The 17284-nt window shown below is 62.1% G+C and carries 15 protein-coding genes; 5 read left to right on the forward strand and 10 right to left on the reverse strand.

Annotation, left to right across the window (positions count from 1 at the left end; translation table 11 throughout):
• Positions 1-41 precede the first annotated feature (41 nt).
• Positions 42-1916, forward strand: a complete 1875-nt coding sequence (locus AOP73_RS07145) for a glycoside hydrolase family 127 protein (protein ID WP_061964220.1) — start codon at positions 42-44, stop codon at positions 1914-1916.
• On the opposite strand, the gene AOP73_RS07150 is transcribed toward AOP73_RS07145, so the two are convergent.
• The 8 genes from AOP73_RS07150 to AOP73_RS07185 all read right to left on the reverse strand — a co-directional run bounded on the left by AOP73_RS07150 (position 1913) and on the right by AOP73_RS07185 (position 8522).
• Positions 1913-3301, reverse strand: a complete 1389-nt coding sequence (locus AOP73_RS07150; RefSeq protein WP_061964222.1) for an MFS transporter — start codon at positions 3299-3301, stop codon at positions 1913-1915. The two genes, AOP73_RS07145 and AOP73_RS07150, sit on opposite strands and share 4 nt — an antisense overlap.
• A gap of 149 nt (positions 3302-3450) precedes the next feature.
• Positions 3451-3666: a type II toxin-antitoxin system VapB family antitoxin gene (locus AOP73_RS07155; protein WP_061964224.1), complete on the reverse strand. Its 216-nt coding sequence runs from the start codon at positions 3664-3666 to the stop codon at positions 3451-3453.
• Between the two features lie 63 nt (positions 3667-3729).
• The gene (locus tag AOP73_RS07160; RefSeq protein WP_084626628.1) at positions 3730-4263 is read right to left on the reverse strand and encodes a 5' nucleotidase, NT5C type; all 534 of its coding nucleotides are present in this window, start codon (positions 4261-4263) and stop codon (positions 3730-3732) included.
• 63 nt (positions 4264-4326) lie between these two features.
• Positions 4327-5403, reverse strand: a complete 1077-nt coding sequence (locus AOP73_RS07165) for a helix-turn-helix domain-containing protein (protein WP_061964227.1) — start codon at positions 5401-5403, stop codon at positions 4327-4329.
• 25 nt (positions 5404-5428) lie between these two features.
• Positions 5429-5761, reverse strand: a complete 333-nt coding sequence (locus tag AOP73_RS07170) for a type II toxin-antitoxin system RelE/ParE family toxin (RefSeq protein ID WP_061964229.1) — start codon at positions 5759-5761, stop codon at positions 5429-5431.
• 71 nt (positions 5762-5832) lie between these two features.
• Complete coding sequence (locus tag AOP73_RS07175; RefSeq protein ID WP_061964232.1) at positions 5833-6723, reverse strand: SDR family NAD(P)-dependent oxidoreductase; 891 nt, start codon at positions 6721-6723, stop codon at positions 5833-5835.
• Positions 6720-8102: a flavin-containing monooxygenase gene (locus AOP73_RS07180; protein WP_174435867.1), complete on the reverse strand. Its 1383-nt coding sequence runs from the start codon at positions 8100-8102 to the stop codon at positions 6720-6722. Before AOP73_RS07180 ends, AOP73_RS07175 begins: the two co-directional genes overlap by 4 nt.
• Before the next feature lie 135 nt (positions 8103-8237).
• The gene (locus tag AOP73_RS07185; protein WP_061964233.1) at positions 8238-8522 is read right to left on the reverse strand and encodes a hypothetical protein; all 285 of its coding nucleotides are present in this window, start codon (positions 8520-8522) and stop codon (positions 8238-8240) included.
• A 160-nt stretch (positions 8523-8682) separates the two neighbouring features.
• Between AOP73_RS07185 and AOP73_RS07190 the strand changes: the two genes are divergently transcribed.
• The 4 genes from AOP73_RS07190 (at position 8683) to AOP73_RS07200 (ending at position 13419) form a co-directional block, all read left to right on the forward strand.
• Positions 8683-9474 (forward strand): NYN domain-containing protein, encoded by a 792-nt coding sequence (locus AOP73_RS07190; RefSeq protein ID WP_061964936.1) that lies wholly within the window; start codon positions 8683-8685, stop codon positions 9472-9474.
• 85 nt (positions 9475-9559) lie between these two features.
• Complete coding sequence (locus tag AOP73_RS07195; protein ID WP_061964235.1) at positions 9560-10981, forward strand: DUF2252 domain-containing protein; 1422 nt, start codon at positions 9560-9562, stop codon at positions 10979-10981.
• A gap of 802 nt (positions 10982-11783) precedes the next feature.
• The gene (locus AOP73_RS11880) at positions 11784-12191 is read left to right on the forward strand and encodes a hypothetical protein (RefSeq protein ID WP_152650568.1); all 408 of its coding nucleotides are present in this window, start codon (positions 11784-11786) and stop codon (positions 12189-12191) included.
• A complete protein-coding gene (locus AOP73_RS07200; RefSeq protein WP_061964237.1) occupies positions 12181-13419 on the forward strand; it encodes a DUF6575 domain-containing protein in 1239 nt (412 codons plus the stop codon). Before AOP73_RS11880 ends, AOP73_RS07200 begins: the two co-directional genes overlap by 11 nt.
• A gap of 415 nt (positions 13420-13834) precedes the next feature.
• Here AOP73_RS07200 and AOP73_RS07205 read toward each other — a convergent pair whose 3' ends face one another.
• Positions 13835-14353, reverse strand: a complete 519-nt coding sequence (locus AOP73_RS07205) for a hypothetical protein (RefSeq protein ID WP_061964239.1) — start codon at positions 14351-14353, stop codon at positions 13835-13837.
• Positions 14350-17283, reverse strand: a complete 2934-nt coding sequence (locus AOP73_RS07210) for a type I restriction endonuclease subunit R (protein ID WP_236683525.1) — start codon at positions 17281-17283, stop codon at positions 14350-14352. The genes AOP73_RS07205 and AOP73_RS07210 overlap by 4 nt, the downstream gene beginning before the upstream one ends.
• Between the last annotated feature and the right edge of the window lies 1 nt (position 17284).

Raw genomic sequence — 17284 nt, forward strand, 5'->3', positions numbered from 1 at the left:
CGTCACAAGTCCGTCTCGTCCCAGTCCAGCCGTCGAGGGGAATGCTCCACCCTCTTGGCATAGAGCAAGTGCGTATCGAGAGTGGCTTCTGGGCGGAGATGCAGAACCTTAACTCGACAGCGATGATCCAGCATTGTGAGGAATGGATGGAGCGCCTCGGCTGGATCGGCAACTTTGACGCCGTTGTCGACGGCCGTATCGTTACCGAGCGGCAAGGTCGTGAGTTCTCAGACTCTGATGTTTACAAACTCATGGAAGCGATGGCATGGGAAATTGGCCGCAGCGGCGATGGGTCGCTGGACTCGAGGTTCACGGCACTCGTTGGGCGGATCCAACCGGTGCAAGAAGCAGACGGTTATCTGAACACCCGCTTTGGTCGCGCTGGGCAGCCACCGCGGTACAGCGACCTTGAGTGGGGTCACGAGCTCTACTGCTACGGTCACCTTCTGCAAGCCGCGGTGGCTCGGGGACGCACGCGCGGCCTAGATGACCCCTTCGTTGACATTGCGCGACGCGCAGCAGACCACGTGTGCGACACCTTTGGTCCGGACGGAATTCTGTCAGTCTGTGGACACGCGGAGGTCGAAGTCGCACTCGTCGAATTTGGCCGAATGACAGACCAGGAGCGCTACATCGATCAGGCGAAACTGTTTGTCGATCGACGCGGCCATGGCGTGCTGGAAGACATCGAATTTGGTCGTGCGTACTACCAGGATGACGAGCCGATCCGGGACTCGGTCGTACTCCGAGGTCACTCGGTGCGCGCGACATACCTCGCTGCAGGGGCTATCGATTTGAGTATTGAGCAGGGCGACGATGAGCTATTCAGCGCCGTGAAGCAACAGATGGATGCAACGCTGGCGCGCCGCACGTACATTACCGGTGGAATGGGCGCGCACCACGAGGGGGAGTCCTTCGGGGCTGATTTTGAGCTTCCCTCTGATCGTGCCTATGCCGAGACGTGTGCTGGCATCGGATCAATGATGACCAACTATCGGTTGTTGTTGGCAACAGGTGACATGAAGTACGCCGACGTGATTGAGCGGACACTATTTAACGTGCTCGCCACGTCGCCGGCTGAGGACGGCCGTAGTTTCTTCTACGCGAATACGCTGCACCAACGTGAGCCAGGAACTGTCCCGGCAGAAGACGAAGTTTCCGCACGTGCTTCATCGAGCATGCGTGCGCCTTGGTTCGCCGTGTCCTGTTGCCCGACGAACGTGTCCCGGACTGTTGCTTCATTGGGCGCGTATGTCGCGACGTCGACAGCAGACGGCGTACAGGTGTTGCAGTACGCCGAGGGTGAGATTGCTGCAGAGCTATCCAACGGCCGAGTGGCACTGCGCGTTGAGACGGACTATCCGAATGACGGCACGATAGTCGTTACCGTGGCCAAGACCATCGACCATGCGTGGACTATCGGACTTCGTGTTCCGGCCTGGGCAGGTGAGTCAGCAATACTGCGAGTACGCGGTGAAGAGCAGCGCGTCCAGCCGGGTTTAGTTGAAGTAGCCGGACCATTTGCTGTGGGTGAGGTGATTGAACTTGAGCTACCGCTCGGCGTGCGCGTCGTGAGGCCAGATGTACGTGTCGACGCCCTGCGCGGGCAAATTGCCTTTGAGCGTGGGCCTTTAGTTCTATGCGTGGAGTCTGTCGATGCGCCCGATGTGCAGAAGGTGGATGAATTGCGTGTCGCAGGTGCGCCAATGGTGGACGAATACGGGGTGGTGCGTGTGCCCATGATTTCGATCAACACCCCCGAACGTGCATGGCCATACACAGACGAAATCAGCGCGTCCCCAGTTGGGGGAGCCAGCGGCGTGCCGCTCGTCCCGTACTTTAGTTGGGGCAACCGGGGGTCTTCTACTATGAGGGTTTGGATCCCAACCACGGATGATGTGTTGGGAAGGGCCTAGTTTTCACGTACGGCGGGATTCCTGATTCCCAGCCACGACACGACGCCTCCGGCGGCGAGCAGCGCGGCCGTCACGATCATCGCCTGATGGAAGCCCGCGAGATCCAGTTGGCCACCCACGATGGTTCCGATGAGCGCGATCGCCACGAGCCCCGCGATACGGCTGACCGCATTATTGACGGCCGATGCGATGCCTGAGCGGGACGTGTCGATCGCCCCAAGGATTGCGGAGGTCAGCGGGGAGACGGTGGCGGTCAGGCCCAGCCCGAACACGATGATGCCGGGCAGCACTTGCCACCAATAGTTGAAGTCGGTGTCGACGGCGAGCATCAGTAGGGCGCCCGCCGCCATCGCGATGGGTCCGGCCGTCATGAAGATGCGCGGCCCCAACCGCCCGGCCAGTCCGCCCACGCGCGAGCTGAGCAGGATCATGATGACGGTGATGGGCAGGCTCGCCAGGCCCGCAGCGGTAGCCGACAGTCCGGCCTGTTCCTGCAGGTAGACGGCAAGGACAAAGCCGTTGAGGGACAGGGCGCCGTAGACCAGGAACGTGGAAAGGTTCCCCCAGGCGAAGTTGCGCGCGGTGAACAAATCCAGCGGCATCATCGGCCGCTCGACCACGGCCTGGCGCCAGATGAAGGCGACGAACGCCGCGACGCCAACGGCCGCTGGCAGCCAGATCTGCGCCGAACCCCAGCCGTAATTAGGTTCCTCGATCAGCGCGAACACCATGCCGCCTAATCCGACCGCGCACAGGATGGCGCTGATGGCGTCGATGTGGGCGCCGTCGACACGCACGTCCTTCTGCGTGAGGCGGGTTAGCAGCCAGAGGGTGACCGCGATGGGCAGCACGTTGATGAGGAATGCGAAGCGCCACGACGCGAAGTCCACGAATAGCCCGCCGATGACGGGGCCCACGATCATCGCGCCCGCGGTCATGCCGGTCCAGGTGCCGATCGCGCGCGACTGTGCGGCGCCCCGGAAGTTGGTCATGATCAGCGCGAGGCTGGAGGGGACCAGCAGCGCGCCAGCCGCGCCCTGGAGCAGGCGGGCGCCGATGAGCACCTCGGCGGTGGGGGCGAGCGCGACGGTCACAGAGGTGAGGCCAAAGCCGATCAGCCCCCAGCGGATCACCCGCAGGCGACCGTAGGTGTCGGACACCGAGCCCGCCACCAGGATCAGGCTGCCCAGGGTGAGAAGGTAGGCGTCCACGGTCCACTGCTGGGTGGAGATGCCGCCGCCAAAGTCGTCCAGGATCGCGGGCAGTGCGACATTGACAATAGTCCCGTCGAGGAAGCTGACGAAGGACGCGATGATCGCGATCCACAGGACTATCTTCTGTTCGCGGGTGGCCTTGTCCGGGGCGGCCGATGCTGGGGTGGGCACACTCTCAGGGTACGGCCGTAGGTGCGATCAGTTCTCATCCCAAGCCGAGACGCCGCCTTTAAGGGCGGAGGGCAGAGACGACGTCGGTGTGCGAGAAACCATCGCCCACGTAGAGGAGTGGCTCGCTTGTCGCCGCGGCGCGCGCGTCTCTACGCCGACTGCGGCTCCGGCGACTGCTGTGCGTCTAGAGCGCGGGCGCGGACCCGCGAGTTGCGGCGCTCGCGGTACGAGGTGCCCTGCGCATCGAGCGCGCTAAGGGCCTTGAGAACGGCGGCCTCTACGGCGAGTTCTTCCGAGTGGCCGGTGCGCGCGGCGAGCGCACGGATGAGCTCGATGGTCTCTGGGTCCCGAATCTCGATGGTCATGCTCTCAGTTTACGCCCGGTGAACTGAATTGTAATTGGCGTTTGCGAGGGCGTTGACGGGAACTCAGGCGCGGAGCTTGAGATACTCCACCGTTGCCGCCCAGTCGATACAAGGCGTGATGTTGCTGGTGCGCTCGCATTCATGGTCCTTTGGCAATTGGTCGTTCAGATCTTCCTTGCCAAACCAGATCACCTCGCCCTCAAACCCGCACGCGCCATTGTGGTGAAGGCGGTCATCGATCAGGAAGTCGCCGCGGTTGAGCTCCTTGTGATGAGACAGGATGAGGCGCTTGAAGGCCGGCGAACTCTTGTCGAATCCCAGGTGGAGCTTGACCCAGTCGACCTTGTTTTCCCACGCTGAGGGGTTTCCCCAGGGTGCCGTTGAAAGGATGTAAATGTCGAAGACTTCGGAGAGTTCCTTAAACGCCTCGATCGCGCCAGGCATCGGCGGCATGAGCGCGAACATTCCCGGGATCTCGTCATAGCGGCCCTCGTACTGCTCGAGCACCGACGGCGCGACGTGGCCAACCTTCGCGCCAAAGTCGACGAGAGTGTTGTCCATGTCGACGTAGAGGATCTTCTTCTTGTGGCTGGTCATCTTGGGGCTCCCTCAGTGAGCTGCATCGTCTCATCGTGGCACCTATCGCTGACGGTACAGCGGCTAGACAGCCACTTCCACTCGCCGCAAGTAGTCATTTCCCCAACTGTAGGGTTTGAGTCTGCGATGGTGAAGTTGTCCGACTGCGATTCCGGGTGACACACCTAGACGATTCGCGACGTCTTCTAAATCCGCGAAGGTTTGGACTAGTTCCAGGAGATGCGCCTTCTCGGGAGGTATGAGGGTGTCGGTTGCGAAGGCATCTGCCCTGAGCTCTGCTTCCGACCCCTGGCCCTTGGTGGATCCACCATTGATATAAATAGCATCGGTGGGCCCCTCAAGCACGTGGCACAACTCGTGAAGGAGCGTGAACCACCAGATGTCCTCTCGCTTGCCACGGTCGGTGATCGCGACAATGACTCGGTCATTGTCCCACAGCGTGACGCCGTTGCAGTGGGCTTTCGGGACATTGGGCAGGAATACCAAAGCGACGCCTGCGTGAGCAAGCATCTCACGCGCAGCGATGGCACCTCTGGCCGGCTGTTCAAGGGTCAGCGGAGGAATCCTTCCGATGCAGTCACGAACTCTGTCCAGATCGATGGGACTAGTGGTGAGGTGGTCCGCCTGACGCCTCGATAGCGCGAGAGTCACCTCGGTGGCGACAGGATCCGGAGTGAACGCATTCGACGTGCGGAAAGCGGCAGCTCGTCGTGTGGTCACGTGCGCAAGTGCGCTAGCTGATGTGACCCCCAAAAATTCATAGACCTGAATTGCCTGCTCGCCTCGATTGCCACGGGGCGCCGTGATAACTCCGCATGATCGGAGCAGGCGCATGAGTTGAGCCTCCACGGGAGACTCTGCAGTCGCCGCTTCCGCGATCGCGGCCGTACGTTTACGCGCAGCTCGATAGGCACCTTCCATGCGTAGCCAGGACTCAGCGGAGACCTGCGTGATCAGTTCGAGGTCGTGAGCCGTGTTGTCGGAAAGCGTTGCCTTTCCGTTGATCAGCTGACTCACGAACTTTTCAGACTTATCTATTCGATCTGCAAGATCGCGCTGAGACATGTTTCTCTCATCGAGCCATTCGTCCAGGATGGCGCCTGGGGAGGCGACGAGATGTGTAGGAATAGCGGTATTCATAATGAGCCTCCAATTCAGGGACCGGCTACGAGTAATGTTTGGAAATTTCTACGACGGTGACGCGAGTCACCGAGTTGATGTCGATCCCGCCATCTTGCAGCGTCGGAACGGGGTCAGTGGGGCGGATAATCAATCGGAATCCTTGAGGGAGTTCCATTGCGTACTGGCCGGATCGATTGCCCTTAAGTGGGTGGGTGCGTCCTGGAAGCCGATGTAGTTCAGCTAGAGAAGACGCCGCGTTGATTGCAGAAAACCGGATTCCGAGGCGGCCGGCAATGGGTGCTCCGAATCCTTTGCGAAGGGCGCGTTCATCGCCAAGCAGGGCCTCAAGTTTGGGGTCGTCATAGGCCACCTCCATTCAGGCAGGATACCAGTCTTTACCGATTAGGTAAAGACACTCAGTGCTGCTTTGGGCTCGTCTGGGAGGACCTAGCCCACTAGCCGGTCCACGCCGTCGACTGTCTCTACGATCCCGCGCTCGCGCAGGCTCGCGATGTACTTCTTGGCGCCGCGCTCGCCCTTGCCGCGAAACAGCGGCATGAGGCGGGGGAGTTGGTTCGGAACCAGCAGGGCGGTGCGCACCAGCCACGATTCGCTGGGCCGCGGGTAGATTTCCAGCCGCGGCTTGTCCAGCAACTTGATCATTGTCGCCGCCACGTGTTCTGGGCTCTGCGGCGGGTCCTGGAACTGCAACTCGTTGCCGCCCTCGAGCGCCTCGTAGCGCAGCATTCGCGTGTCCGTCGCGCTGGGCAACACCGAGCCCGCGGTGATTCCCTTGTCCCGCAGGTACAACGAGATCGCCAGCATCGCCCCACGTAGGCCGAACTTAGACGCAGTGTAGATGGGTGTCTCGCCCAGCGGGAAGATTCCCCCGAGCGACACCGTGGTCACCACGCGCGGGTCGGTGCCGGCGCGCAGCAGCGGGATGGCCAGGTTGGTCAGCATCAGCGGCGCGTACAGGTTGACATCCAATTCCAGTTCGATGGACTCCACGGAGCGCTCGTCGAAGCGCTCGGCGGACGTCATGCCGGCGTTGTTCACCAGCACGTCGATGCGGCCCTCGTTCGCCTCGATGTCCGCCAGGATGCGCTCCACGTCCGCGCGCGACGTGAGGTCTCCCACCAGCACCCGGTGAGCGGACACCCCGGAGGTGTCGGCGAGGGAGGCGACCACGGCATCGGCCGCCTCTGGACGGATGTCTACCAAGATGACCGTGGCGCCGCGCTCGGCGATCTGGCGGGCGAACGCGCCGCCGATGCCGCCGCCGCCTCCCGTGACGACCACCACTTTGCCGGTGGCGTCGAACGGTTGCTTGCTCATGCGTTCGCCTCCACCTGGGAGGCGGGCGGCTCGTCACCGATCTCCGGGAAGTCCCACCCCATACGGCGTGAGAGCTTGCGCATGTACTTGGTGATCGCGACGCCGTCCACGTAGCCCGTGTGGCGCGGCGAGTCGACGAACTTGATGCCGCGCTGGAGGTCGGGCTCGTCGGTCGCGATGACCTGCTCGAATGCTCTCCAGCGCTTGGGCAGCTTGGTGCGATCCTCGATGTGCTGGGCGACCATGGCCGCGAGCTGCGACATGATTACGTAGGCGGCGCCGTTGGTCTCGATGAAGCTGAGCGCGAAGATGCCCTCGTGCTTGGAGAACGCGGTGAGGTACACGTCGGGCTGCTGTTCGTCGCCCGCAAGTTCCTGCGCGTAGGGAACCGCGTGCTTGTATCCCGTGGCGAGCAGGATGAGGTCAAAGTCGGCGCTGGTCTGCTCGCCCGTCGTGACGTCCGCGAAGGTGACCGTCTTGCCCTTGGTGTCCGCGATGGCGCCGCGCGCGGTGATGTCGCCGTGCTGCAGGTGGTGCAACAGCTGCGTGTTCAGCAGGGGGTGGGTCTCGAAGAGTTTGTGGTCGGGCTTGGGTAGGCCGAGCCGCGTGACGTCGCCGTTGATGAGGCGCAGCATGCGGCCAAACGCGGCCTGTTCGAGCCACATCGGTATGTCGGGGCCGCCGTCCGCGAACACGTCCACGGGCATGCCGAAGATGTGTTTGGGGATGAACCAATAGCCGCGGCGCACGCTGATGGAGGCCTCTTTGGCGGAGCGGGCGGCGTCGCACGCGATGTCGGCGCCGGAGTTTCCCGCGCCCACCACCAGGACGCGCTTACCCTTGAACTCGGACGGGTCGCGGTAGGTGGAGCTGTGACGGATCTCGCCGGTGAAGTTGCCCGGTAGGTCGGGGATGTTGGGGGTCCACTGGACGCCGCTGGCGATGATCACCTGGGCGTATTTTGTGGTCTTGGGCTTAGCCCGGCCCTTCTTGGTCGTGACCAGGTAGGCCCCAGCATCGTCTTTCTGCACGTCGGTGACGGTGGTGCCGAAGTCGATGCGCTCGGTGAGGCCACGAGCATCGGCGAAGCTGCGCAGGTAAGCCAGGATTTGGCGGTGGCTGGGGTAGTCCGGGTAGTCGTCGGGCATGGGGAAGTCGGGGAACGCGGACAGGGTCTTGGAGGAGATGAAGTGCGCGGATTCGTACATGGGCGAGCCGGGGTTGCCGATGTCCCAGATGCCGCCCACGGCGCTGTGGCGCTCGACGTGCGTGTAGGGCAGGCCGCGCGCGGCGAGGGCGTTCGCGGCGGCGAGGCCGGCGGGGCCCGCGCCGATGATCAGGCTGTGGTGAGTTGTCGCAGTGTCCGGCGTTGTCGCCATTGGTGGTGCTCCCTCGACTTTGTGTACTGAGGGCCATCGTATGGCGCGGTTTTGGGTGCGAAAGGTACGCGCGGCCGATGCCGTGGCGGCCATGTGGCCAAGGTCACCTTGGGGCGGTAGCGACGTCGCAGGGCTTTAGTGTGTGGACTCCAGGATGCGCATCTGCGCGTTGGTGTCGGCTGGGGTGGGGGAGCGGTGATGGCGGTGTCTGCCGCTGAGGGCGCCCACGAACACGATGGCGACTCCACCCAGGAACAGCACTGGACTGATGAAGAACGTCCCCCAGTCCATACTCGAAAGCATGCCGCTGCCGTTGGGCGGGGTCTCGGCGCCTGACAGGTTCCAGAACCTGGCGAAGAGGTAGAGGCCGGCGGCGGCCAATACGGCGCCGGAGCAAATCAAGAGGTACTTGCGCGTCATTGCGACTCCTCCACGATGGACCGTCACCATGGCATACGGTGTGGCCTGGAGCATCAGGGTAAGACGGGAAGGGTTCGAGCGAAAGCCCCCTCTTATGGGGGCAGTGCTGAACGCTGGTTGGCTCTCCGCGCCAGATCCGGATCAGTGGCACGATGAGTCCATGGCAGATACCACGCACGACGCCCGGCTCGCGGTACTCATCGACGCGGACAACGCGAGCGCCCAGCACGTTGAGCGACTGCTGGTGGAGATCGCGAAGTACGGCACGGCGACGGTGCGCAGGGCGTATGGCGACTGGACGTCGTCGCAGTTGGCGAAGTGGAAGAACGAATTGCTGGAGCATTCGGTTCAGCCGATCCAGCAGTTTGCTTATACGACCGGAAAGAATTCGACCGACAGCGCTTTGATCATTGACGCGATGGACCTGCTGCACGGCGGCACTGTGGATGGTTTTTGCCTGGTGTCCAGCGACAGCGACTTTACGCGGCTGGCCGCGCGGATCCGCGAGCAGGGCCTGATGGCCTATGGCTTTGGTCAGATGAAGACGCCCAAGCCGTTCGTGGCGGCATGCACCAAGTTTGTGTACGTGGAGAACCTGGCCGGAAAGGACGTCTCGGCGAAGCCGAAGGCCGCGCCTCAAGTGGGGGCAACGGCAGCGTCCACGGCGCCGAAGGCGAAGGCCAAGGCGACGCCCACCCTGAACAGCGATAAGAAGCTCGCCAAGCTCTTGACTGAGGCCGTCGAGACATCGGCTGACGACGACGGCTGGGCAAATCTGGGAACTGTAGGTTCCAAGCTTTCGAAGCTCGCTTCAGACTTCGATACCCGTACGTGGGGCTACGCGAAGCTCACGGACCTACTCAAGGCACATCCTGGATACGATGTGGAGCTACGCTCGCCGGGAGATGGGAAACAGAAGGTTTCGGTGGTGCGGAGCAAACCTCGGAAGTGAACATCAGTGGCGTGATGCTGGCCGCATCCCTGCCAGGATGAGTGCTGTTGCCCGCCAATAGAGCGGGTCGGGGAGGACGTGAGACATGAGCAGCGAAGCGGCCGAGAGTCTCGACATTCTCAATGACACTGACCGGAACGCGTACGAGTCGCTACGCAGGCGTTCGAGTCCCCGCGCCGAGCGATACGCGGTGGGTCGGTCACTCCGGAAGAAGGTTCCACGGTCCTCGCTGGGCGAGTGGCGCATCGGCCGTGACGACCGGGACCCCATCGCGCTCGTCGAGGCGAGTCACGAAGGCCGTATTTCGGATTTGATTCCCGTGCGGGTCGCTCGGATGGCGGACTCGCCATACGGCTTTCTTCGCGGCTCCGCGGTGGTCATGGCTAGCGACGTGGCGGGTCTACCCGCGACAGGCATCATGCCGGTGGTGTGCGGCGACGCCCACCTCGGCAACGTCGGATTCTACGCTTCACCCGAGCGCGACCTGGTGCTGGACCTCAACGACTTCGACGAGGCGCACACTGGCTCGTGGGAGTGGGACCTGCGCCGGCTGGTCGCGAGCACCTGGGTAGCGGGCCGCCACAACGGCTCCACCGAGGAGCAGTGCGAGGAGGCAGTGCTCACGTGCGCTCGGTCGTATCGCGAGGAGATGCGCCACCTCGCTAACCAGCCGCTCTTCACTCGCTCGTTCGAGCGGATCGACATCACCCGGATGGCCGAGCACGCTCCGGACAGCCCGCTCACGGTCGAGCTTGAGCGGGCGGCCAAGCGGGCGCGTGAGCGCACCTCGGACCGCGCCCTGCCCCGCTTCACCACCGAGCACCAAGGAGAGCGCCAGATCGTCGAGGAACCGCCGCTCATCACCCGGCTGTCGTCTGCGGAAGCCGGCATGCTCGCCGACGGGCTCGATGAGTACCTGAACACCCTCGATGCGCACTGGAGGCGCGTGCTGGGGGGCTACACGCTGGTGGACGTGGCTCACAAGGTCGTGGGCGTGGGGTCCGTGGGCCTGCGCGCGTACGTTGCGCTGCTGGAGGGATCGAGCGAGGACGACGTGATCTTCCTTCAGCTCAAGCAGGCTCGCAGGTCGGTGCTCGCGAAGTATGTGCACGGCGACAACGCGTGGCACCGCCACCAGGGTGAGCGCGTGGTGGAGTACCAGCGCGCCCTACAGACGGTGAGTGACCCGCTGCTCGGGTGGACCACCGTGGATGACAGGCAGTTCTACGTGCGCCAATTCCGCAACATGAAGGGCTCGGTCTCACTCGACGAGATTTCCGCGCGGTCGCTCGCGGAGTACGCGGGCATCGCCGGTCACCTGCTCGCCAAGGGCCACGCTCGCACCAGCGGAGCGTCAATTATTGCTGGCTACGTAGGAGGCGGCACCGTGCTGGACAATGCGATGGCGCGATTTGCTCAGGCATATGCCGACCAGACGGAAGCCGATCACGAGGCACTGCTGGCCGCGGTCAAGAGCGGCCGGATGCCGATCGCCGAGGGGACATAGCGGGCGCGGTGTTGCGCCCGCACTCACACCCGGGTGCCCGGACACTCGTCGCGGTCGCGATGCCCGTGACGCGCCGGGTCGATGGCGCCACAGGATGTGTCGCGCAGCGGAGTTCCGTCGGGGTCGACTGCGCGGCGAAGCCGTTCGAGATCCAACTAGGTTATCGTGTCGTCCAGCATCCCCCACTGTCCGGTTCTTCCACATACGAAGCGCGCCGGCGGCGCACTGCGACATCCAGGATTGCCGCATGGTCGTACGCAAATTCGCCGATGCCGCGGATGGACAGCGTTCTCGCCTCGCCCACGGCCTAGGGCGCCATGGCGACCAGGTGAGCCGCGGTCAGCACCCACCCGCTCTCGTCGCGGTCTGGGGCGTCGAATACCTTAATTGGAGCTGGAAACCAGGCCATAGAAGCCGGCCTTGTTGGCGAGCGACCTGCGCACGGCACCGGCGAGCGTCTCGTGCTCGTGCTCGTGATCGTGCAGGACGGTGCCTGGTAGGCGGTGGGTACCGCGCGGCCCGTTAACGACCACGACGGTCAGCTCGGCCTCGAAATACTCGCCAAGTCCTGCGTGAACCTACTGCCAGGCCTCAACACCGAAGAGGTGAACTACACACGTGGTACTCAGTGCCTAATGAAGAAAACCGCCACACCACTCCACGGGACTTGACTAGTGGTGCAGGTTTTCTGGGGTTTGGCTGGGCCACGATTGTCGGACCCGCCGCCCAGAATGAGGCAAATGGAGATTGCCGGGCGATGGGCAAGCGCCAATCCGGCTTCAAGTAGTGCTAACGTCCGTGTATGCACTCCGACGCCGGTCGACCAAGTGGCTGCCCGCCGGAAGGCGCGGTACCCGAGTCCGGTTCGTTCTACCGGCTATCCGCCCCACGCCACTCGCCTGGCGACTCGACAACCGAGGACAGTTGGGTCCTGCCACTTAACACCCGCAAGGGTCCTCACTACGGAAACTCCTCGCGCTGCGGCGCTCATGCCTTCTCGCTCTTCAGAGACCTTGAGTCACTGCGGCAAGCTCGGGAACTCAATGCTTGGGCGGCGCGGAAGTCGATCGCAATGGTCGATCTCGACGAAGACCACGGCCTCGTGCTCGACACACCCAGCGAGGTCGGCGACTCGCACTGCGACTGGTGGCCGGAGCCGCCCAGTCGAGTGCCGGACGCGACGATAGTGGAGTCGCGTCATGATCGATAAGGCGTCAAAACTACTCCCTTACGGTCCGCTCGTCATGCACGAGGTTTACTTCGCTCACGACGGCCCGAAGCTCTTTTCCATGCGAGCTCAAGGGCTCCCACTTTATGTTCTCGCGAACTGCGTTGACGAGAACGACGAAGGCTTTGACTTTCTTTGCCTCGTGCTCGACCAATCCCGATTTGAACAACTGCGGTCAGGTGCGATCGCCATGCGCGACGCCATAGTTCAGTCCGACCCCGGCACTCTGTGGATGCTCCGTGACGGTGACACCTTCGAGCAGGATTTGTCACGACAGGTGCGTGTCGACGAAGTCCCTGAGTGGCAGCTTCCTCGCCCTGGTGCGGCACTGAACCTTCCGACGCACACCCTCAAGCCTCTCGACGAGTTGGAGTTGCGCAGGAAGGCACGGTCATCCATGCGCCACGTGATTGTGGTCGAGCTGAACGCTGAGGGGCAAGGTGCTTCGGAGTTTGGAGCGCGCGAACTGGGCAGCATCCTGATCGAGACACAGGGCACCGCTGACGCGCTTGCGCAGGAAGCGTTTGGGATCGCTACGACTAGGGGCGCCATTCCTAGCGACGTCAAGGCGGGTGTGCAACTCTCATTCGTCGGCGCACAGGCTGCATCGTTCGCCGCGATCTTGAGTGCCAATACTCAAGGCGCTATGTTCGCTCCGCCGGGCAAGCTCGAAGCAGTGATCGGAGACCTCCTCGACCTCCTCGAAGCAAGCCAGACTCCTGGTCACATACTCGAAATTTTGGGTGGGCACTCCCCTCGGGTGAAAGGCCGGTTCCGGGATCTACTAGCGGCACTTGAACGGGGCAAAACGGGTTTGACTCTAATGTCTGCCCCCCAAGATGGCGGCGAACTTGCGAAGTCCACAGTCACCCGTGCCCAAGTGGAACGCACACTCGCCGAGGTGGAGGCCGCGCCGACCGAGGAAGTCGGAATCGAGGTCCGCCGCGGAGCCCTGGTTGGCTCAGTCGTACCGAGCGAGTCTTTCGTTCTTTACGACAACACTCTCGGGAAAACATATAAAGGTAAAGTCTCATCCGAGGCGAAAACCAAAATCGACGGTCAGCGCGTTGGCAGCCATAATTATGTTCGCGCGCGCCTGATCGAGGAGATACCCTTTGCGGGCGAACCCGGCGATATCGGGAATCGTTACACGTTGGTTGAGATTGAACCGTTCGAGGACACGGGTGGAAGAGCCAGCGTCTCAAAGTAGAGGTAGCATCATCCGGTTGGCGGTTAGGGTTGCACTAGGGGCAAACCAGTGTCTAACCGGCCTTCTTGCAGGCGGTGGACGCCATGGATGATTTTCGCTCCCAGGTTACGGCTGTGTTGCTGCACTGCGTGCAGGCCTATTCGAGGACACCCTCCGTGGCAACCGCGTATCCGGCAAACCACTGCGGCGTGGAGACTATGGGGCACGCGCTCGCCATATAGTGCGGGGTGTTGTTGAGCAGTTAACGCGTTGAGGAAGTGCCGGGAGGTGTTGACACTTGGGCGCATGGTGATTTCGACCTTGATTGCGAATTGGAGGTCGAATCGATCACGGAGCAGACTCCCCATAACTCGCCAGCCGTGATCCAAGTCTGTGGGATTGAGGATCGAAATAGTGGTTGGTGGGCACTCCGAGTCTATTCGGGGTAGTTCTCTTGCCAGATGTCATCGAGCGCTTCTCGCGTATCTCTCGCAATCGAAGTATTAGGTAGCGCCGACTCAGATGCAACGGCACTCAAGTAGGCGCGACTCAGCTCGAAAAGTGGGTAGGTAGTTTCGCCTACGCTTACGGACCGCGACTCGCCGATCGGAGCGTGCATGAGGCACCAACCCACGTCTTCGAACAGAGTTGCGGGCTCCGGGCCCGGGAGTACCGCGGCGACGATCTGCAAATTTCTGACAGACTCGCGAATTTTATCGTACGGGTATGACCCGTGGTCAGCCTTTTGGTACAGGCGGATTGCATCTTCAGCTGCGTTCAAGCTCTCGGAGATTTCCTTGATCGCTGCTTTGATCACCTGGCGCTTTTCACTGTTGATCTCGTCCTTGCGCTTGCGGGTGTATAGACGGGATCCCGAGTAGGCCGTGATTGCACCGCCGCCCACGCCAGCGAGCAGACTAGTGCTCAGCAAAGCAACCCAATCGGGGGCGTTCATGTTGCTCCATTGTAGGTTTGGCGGAAGACAGAGTCCTCGAGCCACTGCTTGAAGCTTTCATTGTCCGAGTACTGCTTGAACAGTTGTGTCTCGTCGGACAGCAGACCGAACATCACGCCTTGTAGCGCCCGGACCATTTCGACCTTCGCATTCGCCTTGTCATTGTTCGCGATTGCGAGCTTGTAGCGCTCATCCTGCGCGACTTTCTCGGGCACCTCATTGGTGATGCGCTCCATGATGCGGTCGCGGTCCTCCCAGGGGATGTTCCCAAAGTGGGCATTGAACGAGTCGAGGATCTCCGACAAGCGTGAGAACTCGGGATCGACGCGACCGCCCCCACCGCTATTCGGCACCGGATCCAACTCTCCGTCGTCCTCGTCAAGCGCGATCTTCATCGCCTCCCGCTTCTCCGCGCGGAACGAGTCCAGGTCGATTGTCTCTAGGAGCTCGTCAGAAGGGTTCTCGTACGGCGGCGACGGCAGCTTGGGCACCAAGAATCCCAGGAAGATCGACAACTTCTCCCAGGAGGCATTCGTATAGGGAAGCACGGCACTCAAGAATCCATAGGTCCGCACGAACGCCTTGGCCGAGCCCTTGAACTCGACCTGATCATCCTCGTCGCGTTCGTTGTACTCCGCGACGCACGCGTCGAGCAACGGGTGGAGTTCGTCGATAGGCGCATCGCTCAGATACAGCGAGACAAACTCATCGACGTCCTCCGCCGTGTAGATCCCGGAGGCATTCAGTACAGCAGCCAGGTCGTTCAGCTTGTTCGGATCAGTCTCATCCGCCAGCACCGTCGTCTGGTAGTACGGCTGGAAGGAGACCTCGATACCTTCAACGTCATTCGCGAAGTCCAGTACCGCGCAGTCGTGCTTCTTGGGATGGGCCCGGTTCAGCCGCGACAGCGTCTGCACTGCCTTGACGCCCGACAGCGGCTTGTCCACATACATCGTGTGCAGCAGCGGCTCGTCGTACCCGGTCTGGAACTTGTCCGCGACAATCAGGAACCGGTAGGGGTCCTCGCGGATCATCGACGGAATCTGCGCGCTCGGGAAGCCGTTGTACTGCGACTCCGTCACCTTGACGCCGTCACGCTCAACATCGGAGAACGCCACGATCGCCTTATAGGGCCGCTTGGTCTCAGCCAGGTACGCGGTCACGGCCTCGTAGTAATCAATCGCCCGGTCGATCGACGTCGTCACGATCATCGCGCGTGCCTCGCCACCGATCTTGCGCGGCTGGTACACCTGCGAGTGGAAGTGATCCACCATGATCTGCGCCTTCTGGCGAATCGCGTGCTTCTGACTCTCCACGTAGGTGCGCAGCTTCTGCGAAGCACGCTTGGCGTCGAACTCCGGGTCATCCTCGACGGTCTTGATGAGCTTGTAATACGTGTCCACGGGAATGTAGTTCGCCAGCACGTCCAGGATGAACTTCTCCTGGATCGCCTGCTTCATGGTGTAACTGTGGAACGGCCGATGCTTCACCACGCCGTCTACGTCGAGTGGCTCGCCGAACGTCTCGAGAGTCTTGTTTTTGGGCGTCGCGGTGAACGCGAAATACGACGCATTCGGCAGCATCTTCTTGGACGACATGAGGCGGTTCAGCGCGTCCTCGACGTCCTCCACATCCGTATCCAGGCCGTCCTTGGACAGTGCCCGCGCCAGCGCCGCGGAAACCTTTCCGCCCTGACTGGAGTGAGCCTCGTCGATGATCACGGCAAAGTTCTTGTCGCGCTGTGCACCGCCCAGGTCCCGCACGATAAAGGGGAACTTCTGGACCGTGGTGATGATGATCTTTTTGCCACTCTCGATGGCCACGCGTAGGTCACTGGAGGACTCCGCGTGCACCACCGTCGAGCCAACCTGGGTGAACCCCGTGATGGTGTCGCGAATCTGACCGTCCAGAATCACGCGGTCCGTGACCACGATGACCGAATCAAAGGCGTTCGAGCCCTGATGCTTGACCCCCACCAACTGATGAGCCAACCACGCGATCGAGTTCGACTTACCCGAGCCTGCCGAATGCTGAATCAGGTAGCGCTTACCGCTTCCGACAGCCGACACGTCGGCGAGCAGAGCGCGCACCACGTCAAGTTGATGAAAGCGCGGGAAGATCGCCGATGCTGTCTTCTTCCCCGTCTTCGCGTCCTTGGTGCGGACGATGCTGGCATAGTTTTCGATGAGGTTCGCCAGGCTGCGTGGCTCGAGTATTTCGCGCCACAGGTAGTCCGTCATCACGCCGTCGGGGTTGGGCGGGTTGCCCGCGCCACCCTTGTACCCGCGATCAAACGGCAGGAACCACGACTGCGTGCCCGCGAGCTTGGTGCAGAAGCGCACGTGCGAGTCATCCACGGCGAAGTGCGCCATGCACCGCCCAAACTGGAAGATCAACTCCCGCGGGTCTCGATCTGTTTTGTACTGCTTGACCGCATCCTCGACTGTCTGGTGGGTGATCGCGTTCTTCAGTTCGAATGTCGCGATGGGCAGGCCATTAACCGATGCGACCAGGTCCAGCGACTTCAACGTGTCGGTGGGGCTGTAGTGCACCTGGCGGGTAATGGTCAGCAGGTTGGCCGCAAAGCGTGCCTCGGCCTTCGCGTTGCCCGTCGTCGGCGAGGGGTAGTAGAGGTCGACGTGGTGCGGTCCATGAGAGACGCCATCTCGCAGGCAGGCGACGATGCCGTGCTTGGTGATCTCACCCTGCAGCCTCGCAAGGAACTTATGAACCGTGGGGGAGTCGCCACCAAGTGCGAGGGCCTCGAACTTCTCTGGCTGGGTGTCGCGGACGAACTCACGGAACGTAGCGAGGTCGACGCAGTAGGAGGCGTTGAAGTCCTTGGGGTCGCCCTGCTTCCAAGCAGGTGTGGAGGTCGAGCCACCGACCATCTGCGCAACGATGAGCTCCTCGAGGCTGGCTTCGTTCATG

It is taken from the genome of Demequina aurantiaca (assembly GCF_000975135.1).
GTDB classification, from domain to species: Bacteria; Actinomycetota; Actinomycetes; order Actinomycetales; family Demequinaceae; genus Demequina; species Demequina aurantiaca.